Genomic DNA, 23,133 nt, shown 5'->3' on the forward strand with positions numbered 1-23,133 from the left:
AACCTGGGGGGTCAACACCCTCCGCCGGAGGGGGTGAGCACGTACCGTTGACGCATGACGAGCATCGGTGGTGCCGAGATGGTCGACTGGAATCTCGCGGTGGCGACCGCGACCCGGCTCGTGCGGCCGGGGCCGGAGGTGAGCCGGGACGAGGCGCGGGCCATCGTCGCCGAGCTCCGCCGGCATGCCAAGTCCTCGGAGGAGCACGTCCGTTCCTTCACGGGCATGGGCACGGAGGACACCCACGACACCCCCGTCCTCGTCGTGGACAGAGCGGGCTGGATCAGGGCGAACGTCGCGGGCTTCCGGCAGATCCTCAAGCCCCTCCTGGAGAAGATGCAGGACAAGCGCGGCGGCGGCCCCGGCGGAGCCGTCCTCGGCGCGGTCGGCGGCAAGGTGACGGGCGTCGAGCTGGGCATGCTCCTGTCGTTCCTGGCCTCCCGCGTCCTCGGCCAGTACGAGACCTTCGCCCCTGCCACCCGCGACCTCCCCGCGGGGGAGAACGGCGGCGGCAGGCTCCTCCTGGTCGCCCCGAACATCGTGCACGTCGAGCGCGAACTGGACGTGGACCCCCACGACTTCAGGCTCTGGGTCTGCCTCCACGAGGAGACGCACCGCACCCAGTTCACCGCCGTGCCCTGGCTGCGCGACCACCTCGAAGGCGAGATCCAGTCGTTCCTCGGCGAGACCGAGGTCGACCCCATGACGGTCCTGGAGCGCGTCAGGGAGGCCGCCCAGTCGTTCGCGGGCGGCCGCCCCGAAGCCGAGGAGGAGGACGGCGGACGCTCCATCGTCGAGCTGGTGCAGACCCCCGCCCAGCGGGAGATCCTCGCCCGCCTCACGGCCGTGATGTCCCTCCTGGAGGGCCACGCGGACTTCGTCATGGACGGCGTCGGCCCCGGCGTCGTGCCCTCCGTCGCCGAGATCCGGGAGAAGTTCAAGGAGCGCAGGGCCCGCGGCGCCGGCCGTCTCGACCAGGCGCTGCGCAAGCTCCTCGGCCTCGACGCGAAATTGCGCCAATATCGGGACGGCGAGCGCTTCGTGCGGGCGGTCGTCGAGGAGGTCGGGATGGACGGCTTCAACCGCGTCTGGACTTCGCCGAACACGCTGCCCACCAAGGCGGAGATCGCCAAACCGGCGGACTGGGTCGCGAGGGTGCACCGTAAGGGAGACTGAGGGACCGGATGCGGCCGATGGCAGGAGAACGCCCCCGCAATCACCCGTCCGAGGGACCGTAGGCGATGGGTAGGCGTGCAATGCTCGGGGAACGGCTCGGTTCTGTCACCATCGACACACTCTGAGTGACCGACCGCTCGGGTTTCCGGGGTCTGGGCGACCAGACCCGGTCTCCGGAGTGGGTCCTGAGTGATTGGTCCGAGGCTCACCCCCCCGAACTTCATGAAGGGAACCGGACATGGGTCCCCATCCTGCGGTCGCGGCGATACGCCTGGCGGTCCGCCGCGTACTCCACGACGTACTGACCGACGTACAGCGCAGCTCCGACAACGACCCCCCGCACCCCCCACGCCCCGCACACGAGCAGGCCCCGCAGCCGCTCGTGCTCGTCGCCTGCTCCGGCGGCGCCGACTCCATGGCGCTGGCCTCCGCCCTCGCCTTCGAAGCACCCAAGCTCGGCATCCGCGCCGGCGGCGTCACCGTCGACCACGGCCTGCAGTCCGGCTCCGACCTGCGCGCCGCCGAGGTGGTCGTGCGCCTCGCCGCCCTCGGCCTCGAACCGGTCGAGTCCGTCGCCGTGCGCGTGGGCCGCGACGGAGGCCCCGAGGCCGCCGCCCGCGACGCCCGCTACGCCGCCCTGGACGCCGCCGCCGAGCGGCACTCCGCGGCGGCGGTCCTGCTCGGTCACACGCGCGACGACCAGGCGGAGACGGTCCTGCTCGGTCTCGCCCGCGGCTCCGGGATCCGCTCCCTGTCCGGGATGGCCGCGACCTCGGGGGTCGCGGGCCGTTACCGCCGCCCCTTCCTGCACATCGACCGCCAGACCGCCCGCAAGGCGTGCATGGTCCAGTCGCTGCCCGTCTGGGACGACCCGCACAACGCCGATCCGGCGTACACACGGTCCCGGCTGCGCCACGAAGGCCTGCCCGCCCTCGAGAAAGCGCTCGGAAAGGGCGTCGTCGAAGCGCTCGCCCGCACGGCCCGGCTCTCCCGCGACGACGCCGACGCCCTCGACACGTGGGCCGCCCAGGCCGAGGCGTCCGTACGCGACGCGGCGGGCCTCCTGGAGTGCGCCAAGCTCTACGCCCTGCCGCCCGCCGTGCGGCGCCGGATCGTGCGCAGGGCCGCCATCGAGGCCGGGGCGCCCGCCGGTTCCCTCTTCGCCCGGCACATCGAAGAGGTCGACCGTCTGATCACCGGCTGGCGTGGTCAGGGAGCGATCAATCTCCCGGGCAAAGTCGTGGCTCAGCGCCAGGGTGGCAGACTGGTGATCCGGCAAGGCTGACGAGAGGCCCGTGCTCATCGCGGGCCGGTCGGCCGGTGGGACGACCGAAAGTGATGCGGGTGGACGCGAAAGACATGGGCACCGACCTCAAGTCGGTGCTCATCACCAAGGAAGAGATCGACGCGAAGCTGGCCGAGCTGGCCGCGAAGGTCGACGCGGAGTACGCGGGCAAGGACCTGCTGATCGTCGGTGTCCTCAAGGGCGCCGTGATGGTCATGGCGGACCTGGCGCGTGCGCTGTCCACCCCCGTCACGATGGACTGGATGGCGGTGTCGTCGTACGGCGCGGGCACCCAGTCGTCCGGCGTCGTGCGGATCCTCAAGGACCTGGACACCGACATCAAGGGCAAGCACGTCCTGATCGTCGAGGACATCATCGACTCCGGTCTGACGCTGTCCTGGCTGCTGTCCAACCTCGGCTCGCGCGAGCCCGCCTCCCTGGAGGTGTGCACGCTGCTGCGCAAGCCCGAGGCGGCGAAGGTCGCCATCGACGTGAAGTGGATCGGTTTCGACATCCCCAACGAGTTCGTCGTGGGCTACGGCCTGGACTTCGCGGAGAAGTACCGCAACCTCCCCTTCGTCGGCACGCTGGCTCCGCACGTCTACGGCGGCTGACGCCCGGGACTGAGTGCGGCGGCGGGGAACCCTCACCCGTTTCCCGCCGTTGGACCATGCGAAGGCGGGTTTGCCAGCCGTCCCGTGCGGCTTCGGGTCACAATGCTGGGGTACCGTCCGAAGAACAGTCTTTATCAAACTCACTATGGCAGGAGGGACGGGGCGTCATCGCTCCGTATGGATGGACGTGAAGCGATACTTCCGTGGGCCAGTCATGTGGATCGTGCTGGCCGTCCTTGCCGTGGTCGTGTTGATGCAGGTCGTCGGCTCGTCCGGTGGCTACAAGACGGTTGACACCGGTCAGGTCGTTCAGGCGATCAACGACAACAAGGTCGAGTCGGCCAAGCTCACCACCGGTGACGAGCAGATCATCAAGGTCGAACTCAAGGACGGCCAGAAGGTCAAGGACAGCAGCAAGATCCAGGCGAGCTACATCGGCGACCAGGGCGTCGACCTCGCCAAGTCTCTGCAGGCCAAGTACGAGGACAAGCAGATCAAGGACGGTTACACCGTCTCCCCGTCGAAGCAGAACCCCTTCGTCGGCATCCTGCTCTCCCTCCTCCCCTTCGTCCTCATCGTCGTCGTCTTCCTGTTCCTGATGAATCAGATGCAGGGCGGCGGCTCCCGGGTCATGAACTTCGGGAAGTCCAAGGCCAAGCTGATCACCAAGGACACCCCGAAGACGACCTTCTCCGATGTGGCGGGTTCGGACGAAGCCGTCGAGGAGCTCCACGAGATCAAGGAGTTCCTCCAGGAGCCGGCGAAGTTCCAGGCCGTCGGCGCCAAGATCCCCAAGGGCGTGCTCCTCTACGGCCCGCCCGGTACGGGCAAGACGCTCCTCGCGCGCGCCGTCGCCGGTGAGGCCGGGGTCCCGTTCTACTCGATCTCGGGTTCCGACTTCGTCGAGATGTTCGTCGGTGTCGGTGCCTCCCGTGTGCGCGACCTCTTCGAGCAGGCCAAGGCGAACGCCCCGGCGATCGTCTTCGTCGACGAGATCGACGCCGTCGGCCGTCACCGCGGCGCAGGCCTCGGCGGTGGCCACGACGAGCGCGAGCAGACGCTGAACCAGCTGCTCGTCGAGATGGACGGCTTCGACGTGAAGGGCGGCGTCATCCTGATCGCCGCCACGAACCGGCCCGACATCCTCGACCCGGCGCTGCTGCGCCCCGGCCGCTTCGACCGGCAGATCGCCGTCGACCGCCCGGACATGCAGGGCCGTCTGGAGATCCTCAAGGTCCACCAGAAGGGCAAGCCGGTCGCCCCGGACGTCGACCTCGGCGCGGTGGCCCGTCGCACGCCCGGCTTCACGGGCGCCGACCTGTCGAACGTGCTGAACGAAGCGGCGCTCCTGACGGCGCGCGGCGACAAGAAGCTGATCGACAACCACGCCCTGGACGAGGCGATCGACCGCGTGGTGGCGGGTCCGCAGAAGCGGACCCGGATCATGTCCGACAAGGAAAAGAAGATCACCGCGTACCACGAGGGCGGACACGCCCTGGTCGCGGCGGCCTCCCCGAACTCGGACCCGGTCCACAAGATCACCATCCTGTCCCGCGGCAGGGCCCTGGGTTACACCATGGTCCTGCCCGAAGAGGACAAGTACTCCACCACGCGCAACGAGATGCTCGACCAGCTCGCGTACATGCTGGGCGGGCGCGCGGCCGAGGAGCTCGTCTTCCACGACCCGACGACGGGCGCGGCGAACGACATCGAGAAGGCCACGGCCACCGCACGCGCGATGGTCACGCAGTACGGCATGACCGAGCGTCTCGGCGCGATCAAGTTCGGCGGGGACAACACCGAGCCGTTCCTCGGGCGCGAGATGGGCCACCAGCGGGACTACTCGGAAGAGGTCGCCGCGCTGGTCGACGAAGAGGTCAAGAAGCTCATCGAGACCGCGCACAACGAAGCGTGGGAGATCCTCGTCGAGAACCGCGACATCCTCGACAACCTGGTTCTCCAGCTTCTGGAGAAGGAGACCCTCAACAAGGAGCAGATCGCCGAGGTCTTCGCCGGGATCGTGAAGCGTCCGGCCCGCCCGGCGTGGACCGGCTCCTCGCGGCGTACGCCCTCGACCCGCCCGCCGGTGCTCTCCCCCAAGGAGCTGTCGCTGACGAACGGTGCGAACGGCGCCAGCCCGGCGGTGACGTCGGGCAGCACGAGCACGGAGAAGTCCCTCGAGGTGGCCCCGGAGGACCGCCCCGAGAGCTGACCCGCGCGCCTCAGCAGGCCCGGAATGAATGCCGCGCCCCCCAGGTTTTAGCCTGGGGGGCGCGGCATCTTCGTACGCCCGCGTGGCACGCACAGGAACGAGGCACAACATGACCGACCCGGTGACGCTGGACGGCGAGCACTCGATCGGCGAGTTCGACGAGAAGCGGGCCGAGAACGCCGTGCGCGAGCTCCTGATCGCCGTGGGCGAGGACCCCGACCGCGAGGGTCTCCTGGAGACCCCGGCGCGGGTGGCGCGGGCGTACCGGGAGATATTCTCCGGGCTGCGGCAGAGGGCGGAGGACGTGCTGACGACGACGTTCGACCTGGGGCACGACGAGATGATCTTGGTGAAGGACATCGAGGTCATGAGTTCGTGCGAACACCACTTGGTCCCGTTCGTCGGCGTCGCCCACGTCGGGTACATCCCGTCCACGGACGGCAAGATCACCGGTCTGTCGAAGCTGGCGAGGCTCGTGGACGTCTACGCGCGCCGGCCGCAGGTCCAGGAGCGGCTGACCACGCAGATCGCGGAGTCCTTGATGGAGATACTGGAGCCGCGCGGTGTGATCGTGGTCGTCGAGTGCGAGCACATGTGCATGACGATGCGCGGGGTGCGCAAGCCCGGCGCCAAGACGATCACCTCCGCGGTCCGCGGACAGCTGCGCGATCCCGCGACGCGCAATGAGGCGATGAGCCTGATCATGGCCCGCTGACGGCTCGCTGACTCTGCTCGGCGCCGCCCCGGGGCCTCGCTCGGGCGGTCCCGGCGCCACGGGGCAGGCGAAAAACCCTGCGAACCCGGCCTAGGCCGCCGAGGCCGCCGGGCCGTCCTCGTCGTCGTCCTCGGGGAGCTTGCAGACCCGCTCGAGGAACAGCGCCGCCGCTATCACGGCGATGCCCATCAGGACCGAGAGGCCGGCGTAGACCGCCTGGTCGCGGCGGGGCGGGACGTCGAGGAACTCCAGCAGGAACGCGCCCGCACCGCCGTACATCCCCGCGACGAGCGCCACGACCAAGGCGCTGGCCTGGCCGAAGACGACGGCGCGGGCGGCCATCATCGGCTCGACGCCCTTCGCGCCGGGGCGGCGCTCACGCTGGGCCCGCAGGCGCGCGCGCAGCGAGAGCGCCGTCGACAGGAGCACCACGGCGATCACCGCGAGCACGATGGGCGCGGCCAGCGGGACCCGGGGCAGCGTGCCGACGGAGTCCCACAGCCGGGCGCCCGACCAGGACAGCACTCCGGCCACGACGAAGAGGCCGGCCAGTGTCCTGATGCGCAGTTGCTTCACGGTGACCTTCACAGCCTTCGTCGTCGTGCGTACCGGATCTTGTAGACCCTAACGACTACTCGGGCAGCCGGAGTTCCAGGTCGGCGCGTGCCGCGACGCCGTCGTCGGTGATGTCGGCGAGCAGCTTGGCCACGGGGCCGTGGCCGGCCAGCTGGGCCTCGGGCTCGACGTCGTGCCAGGGGGCGAGGACGAAGGCGCGTTCGTGCGCGCGCGGGTGGGGCAGCGTGAGCGCCGGGTCGTCGGAGACCACGTCGGCGTACGTCACGATGTCCACGTCGATCGTGCGCGGGCCCCAGCGCTCGTCGCGGACGCGGTGGAAGGCCTCCTCGACGGCGTGGGCGCGCTCCAGGAGCGAGGAGGGCGGCAGGGTCGTCTTCACCACGACGACGGCGTTGAAGTACGAGGGCTGGGTGCCGGGGTCGACGCCCCACGGCTCCGTCTCGTACACCGGTGAGACCGCCTTGACCCTCAGGCCGGGCGTGTCCTCCAGGGCGTCGATGGCGCCCTGGAGGGTCTCCAGGCGGTTGCCGAGGTTGCTGCCGAGGGAGATCACGGCACGCTTGGGGTTGGACAGAGTGGTGTCCGCGGCGTCCACCTGCTCGACCACGGAGTTCGGCACCGGCTGGACGGTCGGGTCGCTCTGACCCGCTTTGAAGGGCGCAGTCATACTCGGCTCCGGGTGATGGTGACGGTCACATCGTCGAAGGGCACGGTGATCGGGGCGTCAGGCTTGTGCACGCACACCTCGACCTCCAGGACTCCTTCGTGCTTCAGACACGTCTGGGCGATGCGCTCGGCGAGGGTCTCGATGAGATCGACCGGCTCGCCCTCGACGGCGGCCACGACCTCCTCGGCCACGATGCCGTAGTGCACGGTCTTCGCCAGGTCGTCGTCGGCCGCGGCCGCTCGCGTGTCCAGGCCGAGAACCAGGTCCACGATGAAGGTCTGGCCCTCTTCGCGCTCCCGCGGATAGACACCGTGGTGCCCGCGGGCCTTGAGGCCGCGCAGCGCGACACGATCCACGCGAATCACTCCTGCAATCGTCGGTATCGGCAGGCCTGCGCCGAGTGCGGTCGGCACACCAGCCTCGATCGAATCTACCTGCGAGCACTGACAGTGCTCGCCCGCGGGGCCCGTGGGAACGGCCACACGCTTGCCCCTACCCACTAGGAAGGGGTCTCGTCGCTCTCGTCGTCGTCGGTTTCGGCCAGGACGGGCGACGCGTGGTGCGACCACAGTTTCCAGCCGTCGGGTGTGCGGCGGAACACATTGGTGGCCACCACGAGCTGGCCCACGAGCGGGCCGAGCTCGCCGCCGCCCTCCGGGGGAGGGCCGCCGCTGAGGATGTTCTCGGTGCACGTCACCAGCGCGGTGTCACCGGCCACGCCGACCTTCAGGTCGGTCAGGAAGAACTGGATGTACTCGGTGTTCGCCATGATCAGCGCGTACGACCTGAGGACCTCACCGCGGCCGGTGAGGACCGGCCAGCCGGGGTGGACGCAGGAGACCGCGTCCCCGTCGTCGGTGCTCTCGCCGGCGCTGTCGTCGTCCGTGGCGGTGTCGGCCCCGGAGTCCAGCCACAGCTGGGAGACCTGGTCGAAGTCGCCGCGCTCCAGCGCTTCGTAGAAGGCGGTGTTGGCGAGCTCGACCTGCTCGACGTCGGTACGGGCGGCCCCGGTCACCGGTGGCCGTCCGCGGCGTCCGTCACGGCCTGGGCGACGCGCACGGCGTCCGCGGTGGCCCGCACCTCGTGCACGCGGACCGCCCAGGCGCCCTGGTGGGCGGCGATGGCCGAGACGGCGGCGGTGGCGCCGTCGCGCTCGCGGGCCGGCGGCGGGGCGCCCTCGGGGCCCGCGAGGACCCGGCCGAGGAACCGCTTGCGGGAGGCGGCGACCAGGACCGGGTGGCCCAGCTCGCGCAGCCGGTCCAGGCGGGCCAGGAGCGCGAGGTCGTGCTCGGCCTCCTTGGAGAAGCCGAGGCCGGGGTCGACGACGATGCGCTCGGGGGCGATGCCGCCCTCGATGGCGGCCCGCACGCGCGCGTGGAGCTCGGCGACGACTTCGGAGACCACGTCCTCGTACACGGGCTTGGCGTGGATGTCGGTGAGGAAGCCCCGCCAGTGCATCACGACGAAGGGGGCACCGGCGGCGGCGACCGCGGGGACCATGCGCGGGTCGGCGAGGCCGCCGCTGACGTCGTTGACGAGGACGGCGCCCGCGGCGAGCGCCCGCTCGGCGACGGTGGCGCGCATGGTGTCCACGGAGACCGTGACGCCCTCGGAGGTCAGGCCGCGCACCACGGGGACGACGCGCTTGAGCTCCTCGTCCTCGTCCACGCGCGTGGCGCCCGGGCGGGTGGACTCGCCGCCGACGTCGACCAGGTCGGCGCCCTGGGCGACGAGGTCGACGCCGTGCTTGACGGCGGCCGTGGTGTCGAACCAGCGGCCGCCGTCGGAGAAGGAGTCGGGCGTCACGTTCACGACGCCCATGACCGCACAGCGGTCCCACTCCGGCAGCCCCTGGACCGATCCGCGCCCGCGCAACGTACTCATGCCTCCAGCCTAGGCCCGTGGGCCGAGCGATTACGCCGCCTGGACCTCGCGCTCGGCGGCCCGGTGCGGGCAGGGGCGGCGCTGCGGGGTGCCCCTGCGCAGGTAGCGGGGCAGCGCGAGGGTCACGAAGCCCTCGGCCTGCATGGCGGCGAAGCCGATGCGGGGCAGGTCCTTGCTGGAGCGGTAGACGACGAAGCGGGGCTCCCAGCGGGGGCGGAACTTCGCGTTGAACTTGTACAGGGACTCGATCTGGAACCAGCGGGAGAGGAAGACGAGCAGGCCCCGCCAGGCGCGCAGGACCGGGCCCGCGCCGATCTTCTCGCCACGCGCGAGGGCCGCGCGGAACATGGCGAAGTTGAGGGACACGCGCGCGATGCCGAGCCTCGGGGCGGCCTGGAGCGCGGCCACGATGAGCAGTTCGTTCATGCCGGGGTCGGCCGAACGGTCGCGGCGCATGAGGTCCAGGGAGACGCCGTCCTTGCCCCACGGGACGAAGTGGAGGACGGCCTTCAGGTCGCCGTAGGGGCCCGGCTCCTCGTCCGCCTTGTGGGCGGTGGCGATCAGACAGTCGCCGTCGTTCGGGTCGCCGATGCGGCCGAGCGCCATGGAGAAGCCGCGTTCGGTGTCGGTGCCGCGCCAGTCGTCGGCGGCGCGCTGGATCTTGGCGAGCTCCTGCTCGCCGAGGTCACGGATGCGCCGTACGCGCGTCTCGTAGCCATTGCGCTCGATCCGCTTGACCATCTGACGTACGTTGCGCATCGCACGCCCGGACAGGGAGAAATCCGCGACGTCCACCACCGCCTCGTCACCCAGTTCGAGGGCGTCGAGTCCGGTCTCGCGGGTCCAGACCTCGCCGCCCGTCTCGGAGCAGCCCATGACGGCGGGCGTCCAGGAGTGGGCCTTCGCCTCGTCCATGAAGCGCTCGATGGCGCCGGGCCAGGCCTCGACGTCGCCGATCGGGTCGCCGCTGGCGAGCATCACTCCGGAGACGACGCGGTAGGTGACGGCGGCCTTGCCGCTGGGGGAGAAGACGACGGCCTTGTCGCGGCGGAGCGCGAAGTGGCCGAGCGAGTCGCGGGCGCCGTGCTTGTCGAGCAGGGCGCGCAGCTTCGTCTCGTCGTCCTCGGTGAGGCGCGCGGCCGGGTGCTCCGGGCGGAAGGCGAGGTAGATGGTGGTGAGAGCGGTGAGCATGCCGAGGGCGCCGAGGGAGAAGCCGACGGTCCAGGACGTGCTGCCGTAGTAGCCGACCGGGCCCTCGAAGCCGAAGAGTCCGTAGAGGACGTGCTCCAGGCGCTCCGTGATGCTGGGGTCCCCGATGACCCTGCCGGGGTGGACGCTGACGATCACCAGGCCCAGCAGGATCGATCCGGCACCCAGCAGGACGAAGTTGGCCAGGGCGCGCCAGCGGCTGCGCGGGTCGGGCAGGGCCGTGAACTCGTTGCGATGACGCAGCAGCAGCGCGAGCAGCGCCAGCGAGATCAGGATGCCGATCACGGAGTGGCGGAATGTGAACTGCGCCACAGCGCCCGCGGGAAGCAGCACCACGGCGGCCCGCCAGGCCCGCCGCTTGTGGCGCCGCAGACCGTGCGCGAGCAGGAGCAGCAGAATGCCGGAACTGAGCGCCAGCGCGGCGGCGAAGGGCCCGAGCGCGCCGGGGAGGACCTCGGCGATGGCGTGCATGCGGCTGTGCCGGAAGCGGGGGAAGACACCCGCCGCGACATTCAGCAGACCTACGAGCATGCAGGCTCTGGCGACGAGGGTCGGCACGGCCTCTGGGCGCGGGCCGCGCAGTATCCGGTGGAGGCGGCCGTCGCGGTGGCGGTCGTCACCGCCCGGAACCCCACCCGACATTTCCCCATCTATCCTGACAGACATCGCATCCCGTAGTTCTGCGAGAGAGCTTGAATCCGGTACCAAAACGGCATCCGGCACTATTGCGCCCTCTAGGACGGTCCTTCAGGGAAACGGGTTCATTCCCGACCGGAAACCGCTGAAAAGCTGGGGCAAGGCCTTCGGCACGTGCCGGCAGGGCCTCGGCCCGGTCCGGTCGCGCCGCACAGGCCCGGGACAATGGTAGTAGACGCCGAGGCACACCCGGCGCATCGGTAAGAGACGCCACGGCGAACCCGGGGCAGCAACGGCAGTAGAAAGCGCAGGCAGGAACACCCCATGGGTCTCACGAGCAACAAGGTCCTCGCCCTTGCGGTCTTGCTGGCCGTACTGCTCTTCTTCGGCACCATCTGGCTCTGGCCACGGCTCGCCCGCCGCACATGGAAGGCCGTCACGGGCCGCGTCGGGCTGCTGCTCGCCACCCAGGTCGCGGTCTTCGCGGCGGTGGGCCTCGCGGCCAACCAGGCCTTCGGCTTCTACGCCACGTGGGCCGACCTCTTCGGCCAGGAGACGAGCCCGGGGATCGTGGTGGACCACGATCCGGCCAAAGGAGGATCAGGGCCCGTAAAGGTCGTCGACACCAAGACCGTGAACGTGCCCGGTGGCGGCCGGCCCGCCACCGGAGGCCAGATCCAGAAGATCGAGGTCGGTGGCAAGGAGTCGAGAATAGGCAGTCCCGCCTATGTCTACCTGCCGCCCGAGTACTTCCAGCCGCTGTACAAGAACCGCACGTTCCCCGCGGCCGTGGTCCTCACCGGCTACCCCGGCACCGCCGAGGCGCTCATCAAAGGGCTGCACTATCCCCAGACCGCCCACAAGCTGGCCGGCGAAGGCAAGATGCAGCCGATGATCCTGGTCATGATGCGGCCGACCGTGGCTCCGCCGCGCGACACGGAGTGCGTGGACATCCCCGACGGCCCGCAGACCGAGACGTTCTTCGCCAAGGACCTGCCCGGCGCGCTTTCGCAGCACTACAGGGTGGGCACCAAGGCGCAGAACTGGGGCGTCATCGGCGACTCCACGGGCGGCTACTGCGCCCTGAAGTTCGCCATGCACCACCCCGACAAGTACGGCGCGGCGGCGGGCCTTTCGGCGTACTACAAGGCGCCCATCGACGTCACCACCGGTGACCTCTTCCACGGCGACAAGGAGCTGGAGCGCCGAGCCGACCTGATGTGGTACCTCGACCACATGCCGGCGCCCAAGACGTCCCTCCTGGTGACCAGCAGCAAGAAAGGCGAGGACAACTACCAGGACACCCTGAGGTTCATCGACAAGGTGAAGGCGCCCACGCGCGTGTCGTCCATCACGCTCGAAAGCGGCGGCCACAACTTCAACACGTGGCGCAGGGAGATCCCCGCCACACTGCAGTGGATGAGCGGGCGGCTGAACGGCAACTGACCCCCGGTCACCGCCGATGGCGGCGGCTCAGCCGGTGCTTGTCGCCGCGACCGTCTCCAGCTCGACCTCCGCCCGCGCGATGTCCCGCGCGTCCGCCGCCGTCGAGCGGCGCAGCGCCTCGTGCAGCCGGGCCGGTGTGAGCACGCCCAGGAAGCGGCCCTCGCTGTCCTTGTCGATGACCGCGATCCAGCCCGCGTCGTGCTGGAGCATCGTCGCGAACGCCTGCTTCAGGCTCGCGCCCACGGGCAGCCAGGCCTCCATGCGGCGGGCGTGTTCGCGGACCGTGCCACCGCCCACGCGCGCGTGCTCGGCGGAGAGCCAGCCGTGCAGGTTGTTGTCGCCGTCCAGGACGACGGCCCAGCGGGCGTCGAGTTCCCTGGGCAGCGTGTCGTCGAGGTGCACCACGGGCGGCTGTTCCAGGTCGCCCTCCTCGATCGGTGTCACCGAGAGCCGCTTCAGGCCGCGGTCCGCGCCGACGAAGTCGGCCACGTACGCGTTCGCGGGCGCGCCGAGGACCGTCGAAGGGGTGTCGAACTGCTCGATGCGGCCCTCGCCGTAGACGGCGATGCGGTCGCCGAGGCGGACCGCCTCCTCGATGTCGTGCGTGACGAAGAGCACGGTCTTGCGCACGGACTGCTGGAGGCGCAGGAACTCGTTCTGGAGGTGCTCGCGCACCACGGGGTCGACCGCGCCGAACGGCTCGTCCATCAAGAGCACCGGCGGATCGGCCGCCAGGGCGCGGGCCACGCCGACGCGCTGACGCTGGCCGCCGGAGAGCTGCTCGGGGTAGCGGCCACCGAAGACGGCGGGGTCGAGGCCGACCAGGTCGAGGAGTTCGGCCGCGCGCTCGCGGGCCTTCCCGCGCTTGACGCCGAGCAGGTGCGGGACGGTCGCCGTGTTCTCCAGGACCGTCTTGTGCGGAAAGAGGCCGACCTGCTGGATGACGTAGCCGATGCGGCGCCTCAACTGCACGGGGTCGATGGCGGATATGTCGTCGCCGTCGACGAATATCCGGCCCTCGCTGGGCTCGATGAGCCGGTTCACCATCTTCATCGTGGTCGTCTTGCCGCAGCCCGACGGGCCGACGAGCGTGACCAGTTCACCCTCGGCGACCTCGAAGGACAGATCGTCGACGGCCGTGGTGCCGTCCGCGTAGCGCTTGGTGACGTGCTCGAACCGGATCATGTTTCCCCATTGTGGCGGGCGGCGGCGGGCTGTGCGTGACGGACGTGTTGCGGCCGTACAACGACTCTCGGCGATTGTCAGTGCCGCGCGTTAGGGTCGCCAGACACGGGGGGACGTGTGTGCGGCATACGTCCGGGGATTCGGGGGAGGTGCGGGCGCGTGGCCGAGCGGAACTGTCTGGTGACGAACGACTGGATCTGCGGGGAGTATCTCCGCACCCGCAGCCAGGAGCTGACCGACGCCACCCTTCAGCACATCGGGATCACGCTCGCCTCGGTGACCATCGGCCTCGCCGTGTCCCTGCCGCTGGCGCTTCTCGCGCGGCGGTGGCGCTTCCTCTCGGGGCCGATCCTCGGGGTGACGACCGTGCTGTACTCGGTCCCCTCGCTCGCGATGTTCTCGCTGCTCCTGCCGTTCTTCGGACTCTCGGTCTCGCTGGTCGTCACGGGCCTGGTGCTGTACTCCCTCACGGTCCTCGTGCGGAACATCCTGGCCGGGCTCCAAGCCGTCCCCGAAGAGGCGCGGGACGCCGCCAAGGGGATGGGGTACGGGCCGCTGAGGCTGCTGTGGGAGGTGGAACTGCCGCTCGCGCTGCCCGCGTTGCTGGCCGGCGTCCGCATCACCACGGTATCCACAGTCGCGCTCACGACGGTCGGTGCCATCGTGGACTACGGCGGCCTCGGCACACTGATCCTCGACGGCCTCGACACGACCTTCAAGGCCCAGGTGCTCACGGCGTCCGTGCTCTGCGTAGTCCTCGCCGTCGTCGCCGACCTGCTGCTGCTCGGCCTCCAGCGGTGGCTTACGCCCTGGACGAGGGTCCACCGAATACGGACGAGCCGTGCCGCGCGCAAGGCGGCCGTGGCCAAGGTGGCTGAACCCGCGTGAACGCGATCACGGGTGCGTACGACTGGCTGACCACGGGCGCCAACTGGCAGGGGGAGAAGGGGGTGTGGCACCGCCTCGCCGAGCATCTGTACTTCAGCGGGGTCTGCCTCGCCGTCGCCTGTCTGATCGCGCTGCCCCTCGCGCTCTACCTCGGCCACATCGGCAAGGGCGGCGCGCTCGCGGTCAACATCTCCAACGTCGGGCGCGCGGTTCCCACGCTTGCTCTGCTGATCCTGCTCACGCTCACCCCGCTGGGCGAGCACGGCGACGCCCCGACGCTGATCGCGCTGGTCCTCTTCGCCGTGCCGCCGCTGCTGACCAACGCCTATCTCGGGATGCGCGAGGTGGACCGGGCGGTGGTGGAGGCCGCGCGCGGGATGGGCATGAGCGGCGGCCAACTGTTCGTACGGGTCGAGCTGCCGCTCGCGTATCCGCTGGTCATGACCGGTGTCCGGTCCGCCGGGGTGCAGGTCGTCGCGACGGCCACGCTTGCCGCGATGACGGGTGAGGGCGGGCTCGGCCGGATCATCACCGCCGGGTTCAATCTCCAGAACACGCCGCAAGTGGTCGCGGGCGCCTTCTTGGTGGCGCTGCTCGCGCTCCTTGTGGAGGGGGTCCTGGTGGTGGCGGGGCGCGTCTTCGATCCGATGCGGCGGTCGGGCGGCGCGGCCCGATGAGCCCTGTCCTCTCTCCCTTCCCTTTCGAAATGGTGGTTCACCGATGAAGAGCACAACGCGTCGCGCGCGACGGATGGCAGGGGCGGCCGCGGCCGTCGTGGCGCTGACCGCGGGGCTCGCCGCGTGCGGCGGGGACAGCCTGGAGGACGAGGGCAAGGGGTCGGACAAGGTGGGCGGTGACAAGAAGGGCTCACTCGTGGTGGGTTCGGCGCGGTTCACCGAGCAGAAGGTCCTCGCCGAGCTCTACGTGGGCGTTCTTGAGGAAGCGGGATATGACGCGCAGGTCAAGACCGTGCAGAACCGCGAGATCTACAAGCCCGAACTGAAGAACGGCTCGATCGACATCGCGCCCGAATACGCCGCGACGCTCGCGGAATTCCTCAACCTGGAGAAGAACGGCCCGAAGGCCGAAGCCGTCGCCTCCAGCGATCTCGACGCCACGGTGAGCGCCCTGGAGAAGCTCGCGAAGCCGCAGGGCCTGAAGGCGCTCCCCGCGGGCGAGGCGGTCGACCAGAACGCGTTCGCGGTCTCCAAGGAATACGCCGAGAAGCACAAGCTGAAGACGCTCTCGGATCTCGGCCGGTCGGGCGAGAAGGTCAGGATCGCGGCGGGTGACGAATGCGAGTCCCGGCCGTTCTGCGCGCCCGGTCTGAAGAAGAAGTACGGGATCGACGTCGCCGGAATCGACCCCAAGGGCGTCGGCACCACGCAGTCCAAGCAGGCCGTCAAGAACGGCACGGACCAGCTGGTGCTGACCACGACGACCGACGCGACGCTGAAGAACTATGACCTCGTGATCCTGGAGGACGACAAGAAGCTGCAGAACGCGGACAACATCCTCCCTGTGGTCAACGCCGAGGAAGCGGGCGACAAGGAGATAGCCGCCACCCTCGCGAAGCTGACCAAGACACTCACGACGGAGGACCTCATCGAACTCAACCGGAAGGTCGACGAGGAGCGTCAGAAGGAAGCCGATGTCGCGAAGGAGTATCTGGAGTCGAAGGGCCTGATCGGAAGTTGATCAAGAAGCCGTCAGGCGTTTCGAGGGCAGAAGCGGAAGTTGACCGCTGAAGCAAAGCGAAGGGTGAGGCGGGAAGTTGTGGCGAGTTACGGTCGCGGCACCTGCTTTTTGGCGGGGCGAGCACCAGACTTCGTCTACGCGCGGTAAGTTTCTGGCCATGCCACGTGGACGTCACCGCCATTCCCCACCCCTGCACAGGCTGCTTCCTCCCTCGACGGTCGCAGGCGTCTCCGTTCTCTGCGCCGGCGGCGCCTGGATGTTCGCGGAACCGGTCCTGCTCCGCGGGCTCGTCGCGGCCGCGGCCGCCGCTGCCGTCGTGGGCTCGGTCGTCATGCGCCGCTGGGACACGGCGGCCGGCCGACGCGTCGCCGAACTCACGCGCGCGCGAGCGAGCGACGAGTGGCGTCACGAGGAGCGGATAGCGGAGGCCGAGTCCGACCTCGAGGAGTCCCGCGAGCTGCGGGGCAAGCTGGAGACCAAGCTGCGCGCCAAGCGCGCCGAGCTGGCCGCGCTGCGCAACGAACACGCGGCGCTGCTGCGGCGGTACGCCACCGCGGAGACCGAGCGGGCCAGCGCCCTTGAGGGGCGGCGGCTGCTCGCCATCGAGACGACTGCGTCGGTGCGGGAGCTGTCGGCGTCCGGTGAGGGGGCTGACGCGGGGTCTGGCGCGGCGGCGTCCGGCTCGGGGGCCTCGGATCTGGTTCCTGCGGTGCGGGCGGGGGCGCCGGTGCAGGCGTCGGTACCGGCATCGGCGTCGGTACCGGCGTCGCGTACGGAGGGTGCGGCTGCGGGTTCTGGTCCTGCTTCCGGTCCCGCTGCGGGTTCTGGTCCCGCTTCGGGTCCTGGCCGTGCTTCGGATCCTGCTTCGGGTTCTGCTTCGGGTTCTGCCAAGCCGTCCGGGCAGTCCACGCGGCCGGGCGCGAGCCCGACGCCGTCGCTCTACCTGCGGGCCAACGCGGCGCTCGACCGCCTGGCCCCGGAGGCGGCGCCGGAGGCGCGGCCCGAGGCGGAGGACGAGTCGCGGGGGAAGGCCGGGGCGGCCGACGGATTCGGCGGGCACGAGCGCGCGGTCGCCGTCGCGCCGCCCGTACAGGCGCGACGCGTGGCGCCCCAGGGCGACTTCGACTTCTTCGGTACGAAGAGTGCGGCCCCCGCCGCACTGGAGTCCGTGCAGAACGAGGACCTCGCCGACGTGGTGGGCGAGGAGGCCCTCGCCGTCCACAAGGCGGAGGCCGAGGCCGAGTTCAAGGACGCGCCCGAGAGGGACGCGGCGCGGGGCGTGGGCCAGGTCATCGACCTGACGGCGCATGACGAGACCGAGCAGATCGACGTGGCGGGGCTGCGGACGGCCCTGCGGGCCTGAGGCGGAGCGGGGCGCGGCTGTCCGTGCTCCCGGCGGGGCCCGGCTCCCGGCGAGCCCGGCCCGGCCCCGCCCCGCGTCTCAACGGGTCACGCCATCCAGCGGTCCGGGCGCGCCTCTTTGCGGCCCGTGCGGGAGCGGTCCGCCTGGGACTGGAGGAGTTCGGCCGCCTCTGCGGAGGGGCGCAGCCGGGCCGTCACGGTCTTGTTGGCGCCCGTGTCCACCCGTACGTCCGCCACGCCCTTGTACCGCTCCCACGGCCCCTGCGAGAGCCGCACGCTCTGCACCTTGGCGTGCGGCACCAGTGAGACGCGGCGCTTGAGCAGGCCGTGCCGCGCCGCGAACACCGTGTCGGTGACCGCGAGGCCGTAGCCCTTCCACCAGAACGGCACGCACCACGCCGCGCGCGCGGGAGGCCTGGAGAGCTCGGCGGGCTCCGGCACGCGCGCTCCCGGCAGCACCCGCCCGATCACCGCCTCGGCGTGCTCCCGCGGCGCCACCGGCACCAGCACGCTGTTGGACGAGCCCGCCACGTCCAGCTCCACCCGCACCCAGCCGTACCGCCGCCACAGCAGGGGCTGCACGATGTGCACGGTCTGCACGCGTCCCGGCGGCACCGTCTCGTGTGCCTTGTCGAGCAGTCCGTGGTCGATGCGCAGGCCGTCCGGGGACTCGCCGACCGTCCAGTCGTACTCCTTGATGAAGCGCCCGCCGCTGCTCGCGAACGCGCCGCCCAGCATGGGCAGACCGGTGGCGAGGACCGTCCACACGTTGTGCGTGGCGAACCACAGGAACGTCGGTACGACGACCGCGGCGATGAGCATCGCCCAGGGGGCGCCGGTCAGCACCAGGGAGAGGGCCAGCATGCGCGGCTGTACGTGCAGGAGGCCGCGGACCGGTGCCTCGCCGACTTCCCGTGCCTCCGAGGGGGCGAAACCGGCCGCTCGCGCGAGGAGTTCGGCCCGCAGTCCGGCGGCGTCGCGCTCGCCGAGGTAGGCGAGCTCGTCCTTCTTCTCCGCCCCGACGACGTCCAGCTTCAGCTTGGCGACCCCCGCGATGCGGGCGAGCAGTGGCCGCGTGACGTCGACGGCCTGGATCCGGTCGAGCCGGATGTGGGCGGTGCGCCGGAAGAACAGTCCGGTGCGGATGCGCAGTTCGGTGTCGGTGACCGCGAAGTGGGTGAACCACCAGCTCAGGAAGCCGTATGCGGCGCCACCGAGGACCACGGCGGCGCTGCCCAGAAGCAGGGTGGTCGCGGTCAGCTCGGACAGCCGCTGTTGCGTTCCGTTCGGGTCGTGGACGGCCCAGCCCACCAGAACGGCGAACGGCGCCCAGGCGCGGCGCAGCGGCGTCACGGGATGCAGGCGCCGCTCGGTCACCACGGGACCGGACTCGCCTGTGATGGCCTCCTGTACGTCGCCCACAGCCCCGCCCCCGCTCACAGCCCCGCCGATCGGGCCTGGCCGAGTTCCGTGAGGCGGTCGCGCAGTCGCTCGGCCTCTTCGGGGAGCAGGCCCGGGACGCGTGCGTCGGTGGCCGCCGCGGCCGTGTGCAGTTGGACGCTCGCCAGACCGAAGTGCCGTTCCACGGGGCCCGATGTCACCTCGACGAGCTGCATCCGGCCGTACGGCACGACGGTCTCCTCGCGCCACAGCACGCCTCGGCTGATGAGCAGGTCGTCGTCGCGCTCGGCGTACCGCCACGAGCGCCAGTTGCGCCCCAGCATCGGCCAGCCCCACGCCACGAAGGCGAGCGGCAGCAGTGCGAAGGCCGCCCAGGCCGGGCCCGCGAACAGGCCGAGCAGCACGCCGACGGCCGTCGCGAGCGGCACCAGCCAGACCACCAGCAGCAGCCGCCGCATCTTCAGCAGGCCTCGTGGCAGCCCCGTCCACACCGGCTCCGTCGAAACCGACTCCGTCCGTGCCCCCGCCGACCCCGCGGTCCCTGCCGTCCCCGTCCCCGTTTCCATGCCCCCAGCGTACGTACGACCTCCGACAACCGCGTACGCCCGACAGCGACAGCCGCGTACGCGAGCGAGCGCGTACGAGACACTGTCCGCATGAGTCCCACGACGGAGACCACCACGCAGACCACGCTCGGCATCGGCGGCGCGGCCGAGAGCACCGACATGGTGCTCAACATCGGCCCCCAGCACCCGTCCACGCACGGCGTGCTCCGCCTGCGCCTCGTCCTGGACGGCGAGCGCATCCAGCACGCGGAGCCGGTCATCGGCTATATGCACCGCGGCGCGGAGAAGCTCTTCGAGGCGCGTGACTACCGGCAGATCGTGATGCTGGCCAACCGCCACGACTGGCTGTCGGCGTTCTCGAACGAACTCGGTGTGGTGCTGGCGGTCGAGCGGATGCTCGGCATGGAGGTCCCCGAGCGCGCGGTGTGGACGCGCACCCTGCTCGCCGAGCTGAACCGCGTGCTGAACCACCTGATGTTCCTGGGGTCGTACCCCCTCGAACTGGGCGGCATCACCCCGGTGTTCCACGCGTTCCGCGAGCGCGAGGAGATCCAGAACGTGATGGAGGAGATCTCCGGCGGCCGCATGCACTACATGTTCAACCGCGTGGGCGGCCTCAAGGAGGACCTGCCCGCCGGATGGACCTCCCGCGCGCGGGCGGCCGTCGCGTCGGTCCGATCGCGCATGGACGTGTACGACCGTCTGGTGCTCGGCAACGAGATCTTCCGGGGCCGCACACGCGGCGTCGGTGTGCTCTCGCCCGAGGCGGTGCACGCCTACGGAGTGAGCGGTCCCATCGCCCGCGCCTCCGGGGTCGACTTCGACCTGCGCCGCGACGAGCCCTACCTCGCGTACGCCGAGCTCCAGGACACCCTGAAGGTCGTCACCCGCCAGGAAGGTGACTGCCTGGCCCGCTTCGAGTGCCTCCTGGAGCAGACCCACAACGCCCTCGACCTCGCCGACGCCTGCCTGGACCGGTTCGCCGAACTCCCGCAGGGACCGATCAACCAACGCCTCCCGAAGGTCCTCAAGGCCCCCGAGGGCCACACGTACGCGTGGACCGAGAACCCCCTCGGCATCAACGGCTACTACCTGGTCTCCAAGGGCGAGAAGACCCCGTACCGCCTGAAGCTGCGCTCCGCCTCGTACAACAACATCCAGGCGCTGGCCGAGCTGCTCCCGGGGCAGCTCGTCGCGGACATGGTGGCGATCCTCGGGTCACTCTTCTTCGTGGTCGGCGACATCGACAAGTAGCTCGGTGGTCCGAGGGACGCCGACGGGCTGGAGCAGCCAGCCGAAGTCCCCGAGCCCGCCGGGCGCCGTCAGCTCGGCGGCCTGTCCCGCGCGCGTGAGGGCGCGTACGTAAGCCGCCGGGTCCTGGGAGGCCAGGGTCAGCGGCGGGCGGGCGCCGCTGACCCCGAGCGCGCCGAGCGCCGCCCGCTGGGTGAGCAGCGCGGCCCCTTGCAGCGCGCAGGCGTCCAGCGCCACATGTGCGGTGATGTCACAGCTGCCGTCCGGCACGGGAGCCGTCTCGCGGCCCGCCCTGAAGCCCGTGAGCGTCCCGAAGGGCGGGCGGCTCCGCCGGTCGTGCGCGTAGTCGACGGCGACCGCGAGGCCGCGCGTCAGCGTCGCCACGGCCGCCGCCCACGCCTCGTCCCGGGGACGGCCGATCTCGGCCCGCAGTCCGGGGTCGGCCTCCAGCGGCCACCAGCGCTCCAGCCACGTGGCGTCCGGTCCTTCGACGGGGCCGCCCAATGATTCGGTGCCGTCGTCGCGTACGAGCACGCGACGCGCTGTTCCGTCGGTGGCCACTTCGGCGATGTCCACAGGGACGTTGTCCAGCCACTCGTTGGCGAAGAGCAGGCCCGTCACGGCGGCGGGCGGTGCGGCCCGCCACGTGATGCGCGGGTCGAGGCCCGCAGGGCGCTCGGCGCGCTCCACCGCGTACGCACGCACGCGTGCCGCCACGTCGGCGGGGAGCGCGGCGAGGACGCCCACCGTCAGTTCGCCACGGCCCGCGCCCATGTCCACGAAGGCCAGCTCTTCCGGGTGGTCGAGCACGTCGTCCACACGGCACAGGAGGCGGGCCACCGCGGCCGCGTAGAGGGGCGAGGCGTGCACGGAGGTGCGGAAGTGTCCGGCGGGGCCCTCGGGGCGGCGGTAGAAGCCATCAGGGCCGTACAGGGCGGCCTCCGCCGCCTCGCGCCAGCCGCGCGCCGCGCCGGTCCCGCGCTCATCCTTGTCGTTCGTCACAGCCCGCAGGCTAAGTGGGCCTCCACCTTGGGGAGTACACGCGCTCGATACGGATCGCACCTCCGGTTGACCCCGGGGCGCCGCGGGGCTGCCTACGCTGGGTTACGTGCAGCGCCTCTATGACTTCCTCCGCAGACACCCGACATGGGTCGACGGCTTCTGGGCCTTCGTCCTCCTCGGGATCTCCGGGCTCGGTCTGGTGTCCATGTCCGACGTGAACGGCCACGATCCGACCCTGCTGGCGGTCCCGGCCGTCATCGGGCTCTGCCTGGTGGTCGCGCTGCGGCGGAAGGCGACCGAGCAGATGCTGGTCCTGGCCGCGGTCATCGGCGTCTGCCAGCTCGTCGTCGACGTGGAGACGATGCCGGCCAACTTCGCCATGCTGGTGATCATCTACACCGCGGCGGCCGACGGGGCGAAGTGGGCCTCACGGTTCGCGCTGGTGGGAGGCTTGTGCGCGGCTCCGCTCTCGACGATGCGCTGGCCCGCGGAGAACGTCTCCGTCGTCGGCAGCGTCTTCTTCACGATCTTCCAGATCGTCCCCTTCGCGCTCGCCTGGGTCCTCGGCGACTCCATCCGCACCCGCCGCGCCTATCTGGCCCAGCTGGAGGAGCGCGCCGACCGTCTGGAGAAGGAGCGCGAGGCACAGTCGAAGGTCGCGGTGGCGGCCGAGCGGGCCCGCATCGCGCGGGAGCTGCACGACGTCGTCGCGCACAACGTCTCCGTGATGGTGGTCCAGGCCGACGGCGCCGCGTACGTCCTGGACGCCGCGCCCGACCAGGCCAAGAAGGCCCTGGAGACCATCTCGGGCACCGGCCGCCAGGCCCTCGCCGAGATGCGCCGCCTGCTCGGCGTGCTGCGCACCGGGGAGCCCGAGGAGGGCTCCGAGTACGTCCCGCAGCCCGACGTCGAGCAGCTCGACGAGCTGATCGAACAGGTGCGCACGTCGGGCCTGCCCGTCGACTACAAGGTCGAGGGCACCCCGCGCCCCCTGCCCAGCGGCGTGGAGCTCACCGCGTACCGCATCGTGCAGGAGGCGCTCACGAACACGCGCAAGCACGGCGGCGAGAACGCCGGGGCGAGCGTGCGCCTGGTCTACTTCGACGACGGCCTGGGGCTGCTCGTCGAGGACGACGGCAAGGGCGCCCCGCACGAGCTGTACGAGGACGGCGGCGCCGACGGCCGCGGGCACGGCCTGATCGGCATGCGCGAGCGCGTCGGCATGGTCGGCGGCACCCTGGACGCGGGGCCGCGCCCCGGCGGCGGCTTCCGGATCAGTGCGCTGCTGCCGCTCAAACCGGCACACTGAACTCGATCATGCATGTCCGTCGATGACATCTGTCACCGGCCCCGCTGTTCC

Annotated in this window: 22 protein-coding genes; 12 read left to right on the plus strand and 10 right to left on the minus strand. The window is 70.8% G+C overall.

The window, feature by feature from the left end:
* Positions 1–54: 54 nt before the first annotated feature.
* The 5 genes from ACWDZ7_RS19320 to folE all read left to right on the plus strand — a co-directional run bounded on the left by ACWDZ7_RS19320 (position 55) and on the right by folE (position 6,002).
* Complete coding sequence (locus tag ACWDZ7_RS19320; RefSeq protein ID WP_451798357.1) at positions 55–1,176, plus strand: zinc-dependent metalloprotease; 1,122 nt, start codon at positions 55–57, stop codon at positions 1,174–1,176.
* A 238-nt stretch (positions 1,177–1,414) separates the two neighbouring features.
* A complete protein-coding gene (gene tilS, locus ACWDZ7_RS19325; protein WP_451798358.1) occupies positions 1,415–2,461 on the plus strand; it encodes a tRNA lysidine(34) synthetase TilS in 1,047 nt (348 codons plus the stop codon).
* Positions 2,462–2,514: 53 nt separating this feature from the next.
* Positions 2,515–3,075 carry a hypoxanthine phosphoribosyltransferase gene (gene hpt / locus ACWDZ7_RS19330; RefSeq protein ID WP_055565725.1) on the plus strand — a complete coding sequence of 187 codons (561 nt, stop codon included), beginning with the start codon at positions 2,515–2,517 and terminating at the stop codon, positions 3,073–3,075.
* Positions 3,076–3,256: 181 nt separating this feature from the next.
* On the plus strand, positions 3,257–5,287 hold the full coding sequence (gene ftsH / locus ACWDZ7_RS19335; protein WP_451515284.1) for an ATP-dependent zinc metalloprotease FtsH: 2,031 nt from the start codon (positions 3,257–3,259) through the stop codon (positions 5,285–5,287).
* A gap of 109 nt (positions 5,288–5,396) precedes the next feature.
* Positions 5,397–6,002: a GTP cyclohydrolase I FolE gene (gene folE / locus ACWDZ7_RS19340; protein WP_451515283.1), complete on the plus strand. Its 606-nt coding sequence runs from the start codon at positions 5,397–5,399 to the stop codon at positions 6,000–6,002.
* A 90-nt stretch (positions 6,003–6,092) separates the two neighbouring features.
* Here folE and ACWDZ7_RS19345 read toward each other — a convergent pair whose 3' ends face one another.
* From ACWDZ7_RS19345 to ACWDZ7_RS19370, 6 genes are all read right to left on the minus strand, one after another.
* The gene (locus tag ACWDZ7_RS19345) at positions 6,093–6,578 is read right to left on the minus strand and encodes a DUF3180 domain-containing protein (RefSeq protein WP_451798451.1); all 486 of its coding nucleotides are present in this window, start codon (positions 6,576–6,578) and stop codon (positions 6,093–6,095) included.
* Between the two features lie 55 nt (positions 6,579–6,633).
* Positions 6,634–7,245: a 2-amino-4-hydroxy-6-hydroxymethyldihydropteridine diphosphokinase gene (gene folK / locus ACWDZ7_RS19350; RefSeq protein WP_451798360.1), complete on the minus strand. Its 612-nt coding sequence runs from the start codon at positions 7,243–7,245 to the stop codon at positions 6,634–6,636.
* Complete coding sequence (gene folB / locus ACWDZ7_RS19355) at positions 7,242–7,601, minus strand: dihydroneopterin aldolase (protein ID WP_125514260.1); 360 nt, start codon at positions 7,599–7,601, stop codon at positions 7,242–7,244. The genes folK and folB overlap by 4 nt, the downstream gene beginning before the upstream one ends.
* 143 nt (positions 7,602–7,744) lie before the next feature.
* Positions 7,745–8,260, minus strand: a complete 516-nt coding sequence (locus tag ACWDZ7_RS19360; RefSeq protein WP_451798362.1) for a nuclear transport factor 2 family protein — start codon at positions 8,258–8,260, stop codon at positions 7,745–7,747.
* A complete protein-coding gene (folP, locus tag ACWDZ7_RS19365; protein WP_451798364.1) occupies positions 8,257–9,129 on the minus strand; it encodes a dihydropteroate synthase in 873 nt (290 codons plus the stop codon). Before folP ends, ACWDZ7_RS19360 begins: the two co-directional genes overlap by 4 nt.
* A gap of 30 nt (positions 9,130–9,159) precedes the next feature.
* The gene (locus ACWDZ7_RS19370) at positions 9,160–10,980 is read right to left on the minus strand and encodes a phosphatidylglycerol lysyltransferase domain-containing protein (protein WP_451798366.1); all 1,821 of its coding nucleotides are present in this window, start codon (positions 10,978–10,980) and stop codon (positions 9,160–9,162) included.
* Between the two features lie 318 nt (positions 10,981–11,298).
* Between ACWDZ7_RS19370 and ACWDZ7_RS19375 the strand changes: the two genes are divergently transcribed.
* Entirely contained in the window at positions 11,299–12,420 is a 1,122-nt protein-coding gene (locus ACWDZ7_RS19375; RefSeq protein WP_451798367.1) for an alpha/beta hydrolase, read from the plus strand.
* 27 nt (positions 12,421–12,447) lie between these two features.
* Here the strand turns inward: ACWDZ7_RS19375 and ACWDZ7_RS19380 are convergent, their stop codons facing one another.
* The gene (locus ACWDZ7_RS19380) at positions 12,448–13,605 is read right to left on the minus strand and encodes an ABC transporter ATP-binding protein (protein WP_451798369.1); all 1,158 of its coding nucleotides are present in this window, start codon (positions 13,603–13,605) and stop codon (positions 12,448–12,450) included.
* A gap of 159 nt (positions 13,606–13,764) precedes the next feature.
* Between ACWDZ7_RS19380 and ACWDZ7_RS19385 the strand changes: the two genes are divergently transcribed.
* The 4 genes from ACWDZ7_RS19385 to ACWDZ7_RS19400 all read left to right on the plus strand — a co-directional run bounded on the left by ACWDZ7_RS19385 (position 13,765) and on the right by ACWDZ7_RS19400 (position 17,554).
* Positions 13,765–14,493: an ABC transporter permease gene (locus tag ACWDZ7_RS19385; RefSeq protein ID WP_451798370.1), complete on the plus strand. Its 729-nt coding sequence runs from the start codon at positions 13,765–13,767 to the stop codon at positions 14,491–14,493.
* Positions 14,490–15,170: an ABC transporter permease gene (locus ACWDZ7_RS19390; RefSeq protein ID WP_451798371.1), complete on the plus strand. Its 681-nt coding sequence runs from the start codon at positions 14,490–14,492 to the stop codon at positions 15,168–15,170. The genes ACWDZ7_RS19385 and ACWDZ7_RS19390 overlap by 4 nt, the downstream gene beginning before the upstream one ends.
* A 43-nt stretch (positions 15,171–15,213) precedes the next feature.
* Positions 15,214–16,191 (plus strand): ABC transporter substrate-binding protein, encoded by a 978-nt coding sequence (locus tag ACWDZ7_RS19395; RefSeq protein ID WP_451798373.1) that lies wholly within the window; start codon positions 15,214–15,216, stop codon positions 16,189–16,191.
* A gap of 157 nt (positions 16,192–16,348) precedes the next feature.
* Entirely contained in the window at positions 16,349–17,554 is a 1,206-nt protein-coding gene (locus ACWDZ7_RS19400) for a hypothetical protein (RefSeq protein WP_451798375.1), read from the plus strand.
* A gap of 86 nt (positions 17,555–17,640) precedes the next feature.
* On the opposite strand, the gene ACWDZ7_RS19405 is transcribed toward ACWDZ7_RS19400, so the two are convergent.
* Entirely contained in the window at positions 17,641–18,975 is a 1,335-nt protein-coding gene (locus ACWDZ7_RS19405; protein WP_451798376.1) for a PH domain-containing protein, read from the minus strand.
* A gap of 14 nt (positions 18,976–18,989) precedes the next feature.
* Positions 18,990–19,520, minus strand: coding sequence for a PH domain-containing protein (locus tag ACWDZ7_RS19410; RefSeq protein WP_451798377.1), 531 nt, complete (start codon positions 19,518–19,520; stop codon positions 18,990–18,992).
* Between the two features lie 90 nt (positions 19,521–19,610).
* Between ACWDZ7_RS19410 and ACWDZ7_RS19415 the strand changes: the two genes are divergently transcribed.
* Positions 19,611–20,774 (plus strand): NADH-quinone oxidoreductase subunit D, encoded by a 1,164-nt coding sequence (locus ACWDZ7_RS19415; protein ID WP_451798379.1) that lies wholly within the window; start codon positions 19,611–19,613, stop codon positions 20,772–20,774.
* Here ACWDZ7_RS19415 and ACWDZ7_RS19420 read toward each other — a convergent pair.
* Positions 20,739–21,773, minus strand: a complete 1,035-nt coding sequence (locus tag ACWDZ7_RS19420; RefSeq protein WP_451798381.1) for an SAM-dependent methyltransferase — start codon at positions 21,771–21,773, stop codon at positions 20,739–20,741. The genes ACWDZ7_RS19415 and ACWDZ7_RS19420 overlap by 36 nt on opposite strands.
* A gap of 106 nt (positions 21,774–21,879) precedes the next feature.
* Between ACWDZ7_RS19420 and ACWDZ7_RS19425 the strand changes: the two genes are divergently transcribed.
* Positions 21,880–23,082 (plus strand): sensor histidine kinase, encoded by a 1,203-nt coding sequence (locus tag ACWDZ7_RS19425; protein ID WP_451798382.1) that lies wholly within the window; start codon positions 21,880–21,882, stop codon positions 23,080–23,082.
* Positions 23,083–23,133 lie beyond the last annotated feature (51 nt).

Source organism: Streptomyces sp. NPDC003032 (genome assembly GCF_053591415.1).

Excerpts from the sequence above, each read along its gene's own strand:
- folP (WP_451798364.1), bottom strand. The coding sequence starts at position 9,129 with ATGAGTACGTTGCGCGGGCGCGGATCGGTCCAGGGGCTGCCGGAGTGG.
- ACWDZ7_RS19320 (WP_451798357.1), top strand. The coding sequence starts at position 55 with ATGACGAGCATCGGTGGTGCCGAGATGGTCGACTGGAATCTCGCGGTG.
- ACWDZ7_RS19400 (WP_451798375.1), top strand. The coding sequence starts at position 16,349 with ATGCCACGTGGACGTCACCGCCATTCCCCACCCCTGCACAGGCTGCTT.
- ACWDZ7_RS19415 (WP_451798379.1), top strand. The coding sequence starts at position 19,611 with ATGAGTCCCACGACGGAGACCACCACGCAGACCACGCTCGGCATCGGC.
- ACWDZ7_RS19375 (WP_451798367.1), top strand. The coding sequence starts at position 11,299 with ATGGGTCTCACGAGCAACAAGGTCCTCGCCCTTGCGGTCTTGCTGGCC.
- tilS (WP_451798358.1), top strand. The coding sequence starts at position 1,415 with ATGGGTCCCCATCCTGCGGTCGCGGCGATACGCCTGGCGGTCCGCCGC.
- hpt (WP_055565725.1), top strand. The coding sequence starts at position 2,515 with ATGCGGGTGGACGCGAAAGACATGGGCACCGACCTCAAGTCGGTGCTC.
- ftsH (WP_451515284.1), top strand. The coding sequence starts at position 3,257 with ATGGACGTGAAGCGATACTTCCGTGGGCCAGTCATGTGGATCGTGCTG.
- ACWDZ7_RS19380 (WP_451798369.1), bottom strand. The coding sequence starts at position 13,605 with ATGATCCGGTTCGAGCACGTCACCAAGCGCTACGCGGACGGCACCACG.
- ACWDZ7_RS19410 (WP_451798377.1), bottom strand. The coding sequence starts at position 19,520 with ATGGAAACGGGGACGGGGACGGCAGGGACCGCGGGGTCGGCGGGGGCA.
- folK (WP_451798360.1), bottom strand. The coding sequence starts at position 7,245 with ATGACTGCGCCCTTCAAAGCGGGTCAGAGCGACCCGACCGTCCAGCCG.
- ACWDZ7_RS19395 (WP_451798373.1), top strand. The coding sequence starts at position 15,214 with ATGAAGAGCACAACGCGTCGCGCGCGACGGATGGCAGGGGCGGCCGCG.
- folE (WP_451515283.1), top strand. The coding sequence starts at position 5,397 with ATGACCGACCCGGTGACGCTGGACGGCGAGCACTCGATCGGCGAGTTC.
- ACWDZ7_RS19370 (WP_451798366.1), bottom strand. The coding sequence starts at position 10,980 with ATGTCGGGTGGGGTTCCGGGCGGTGACGACCGCCACCGCGACGGCCGC.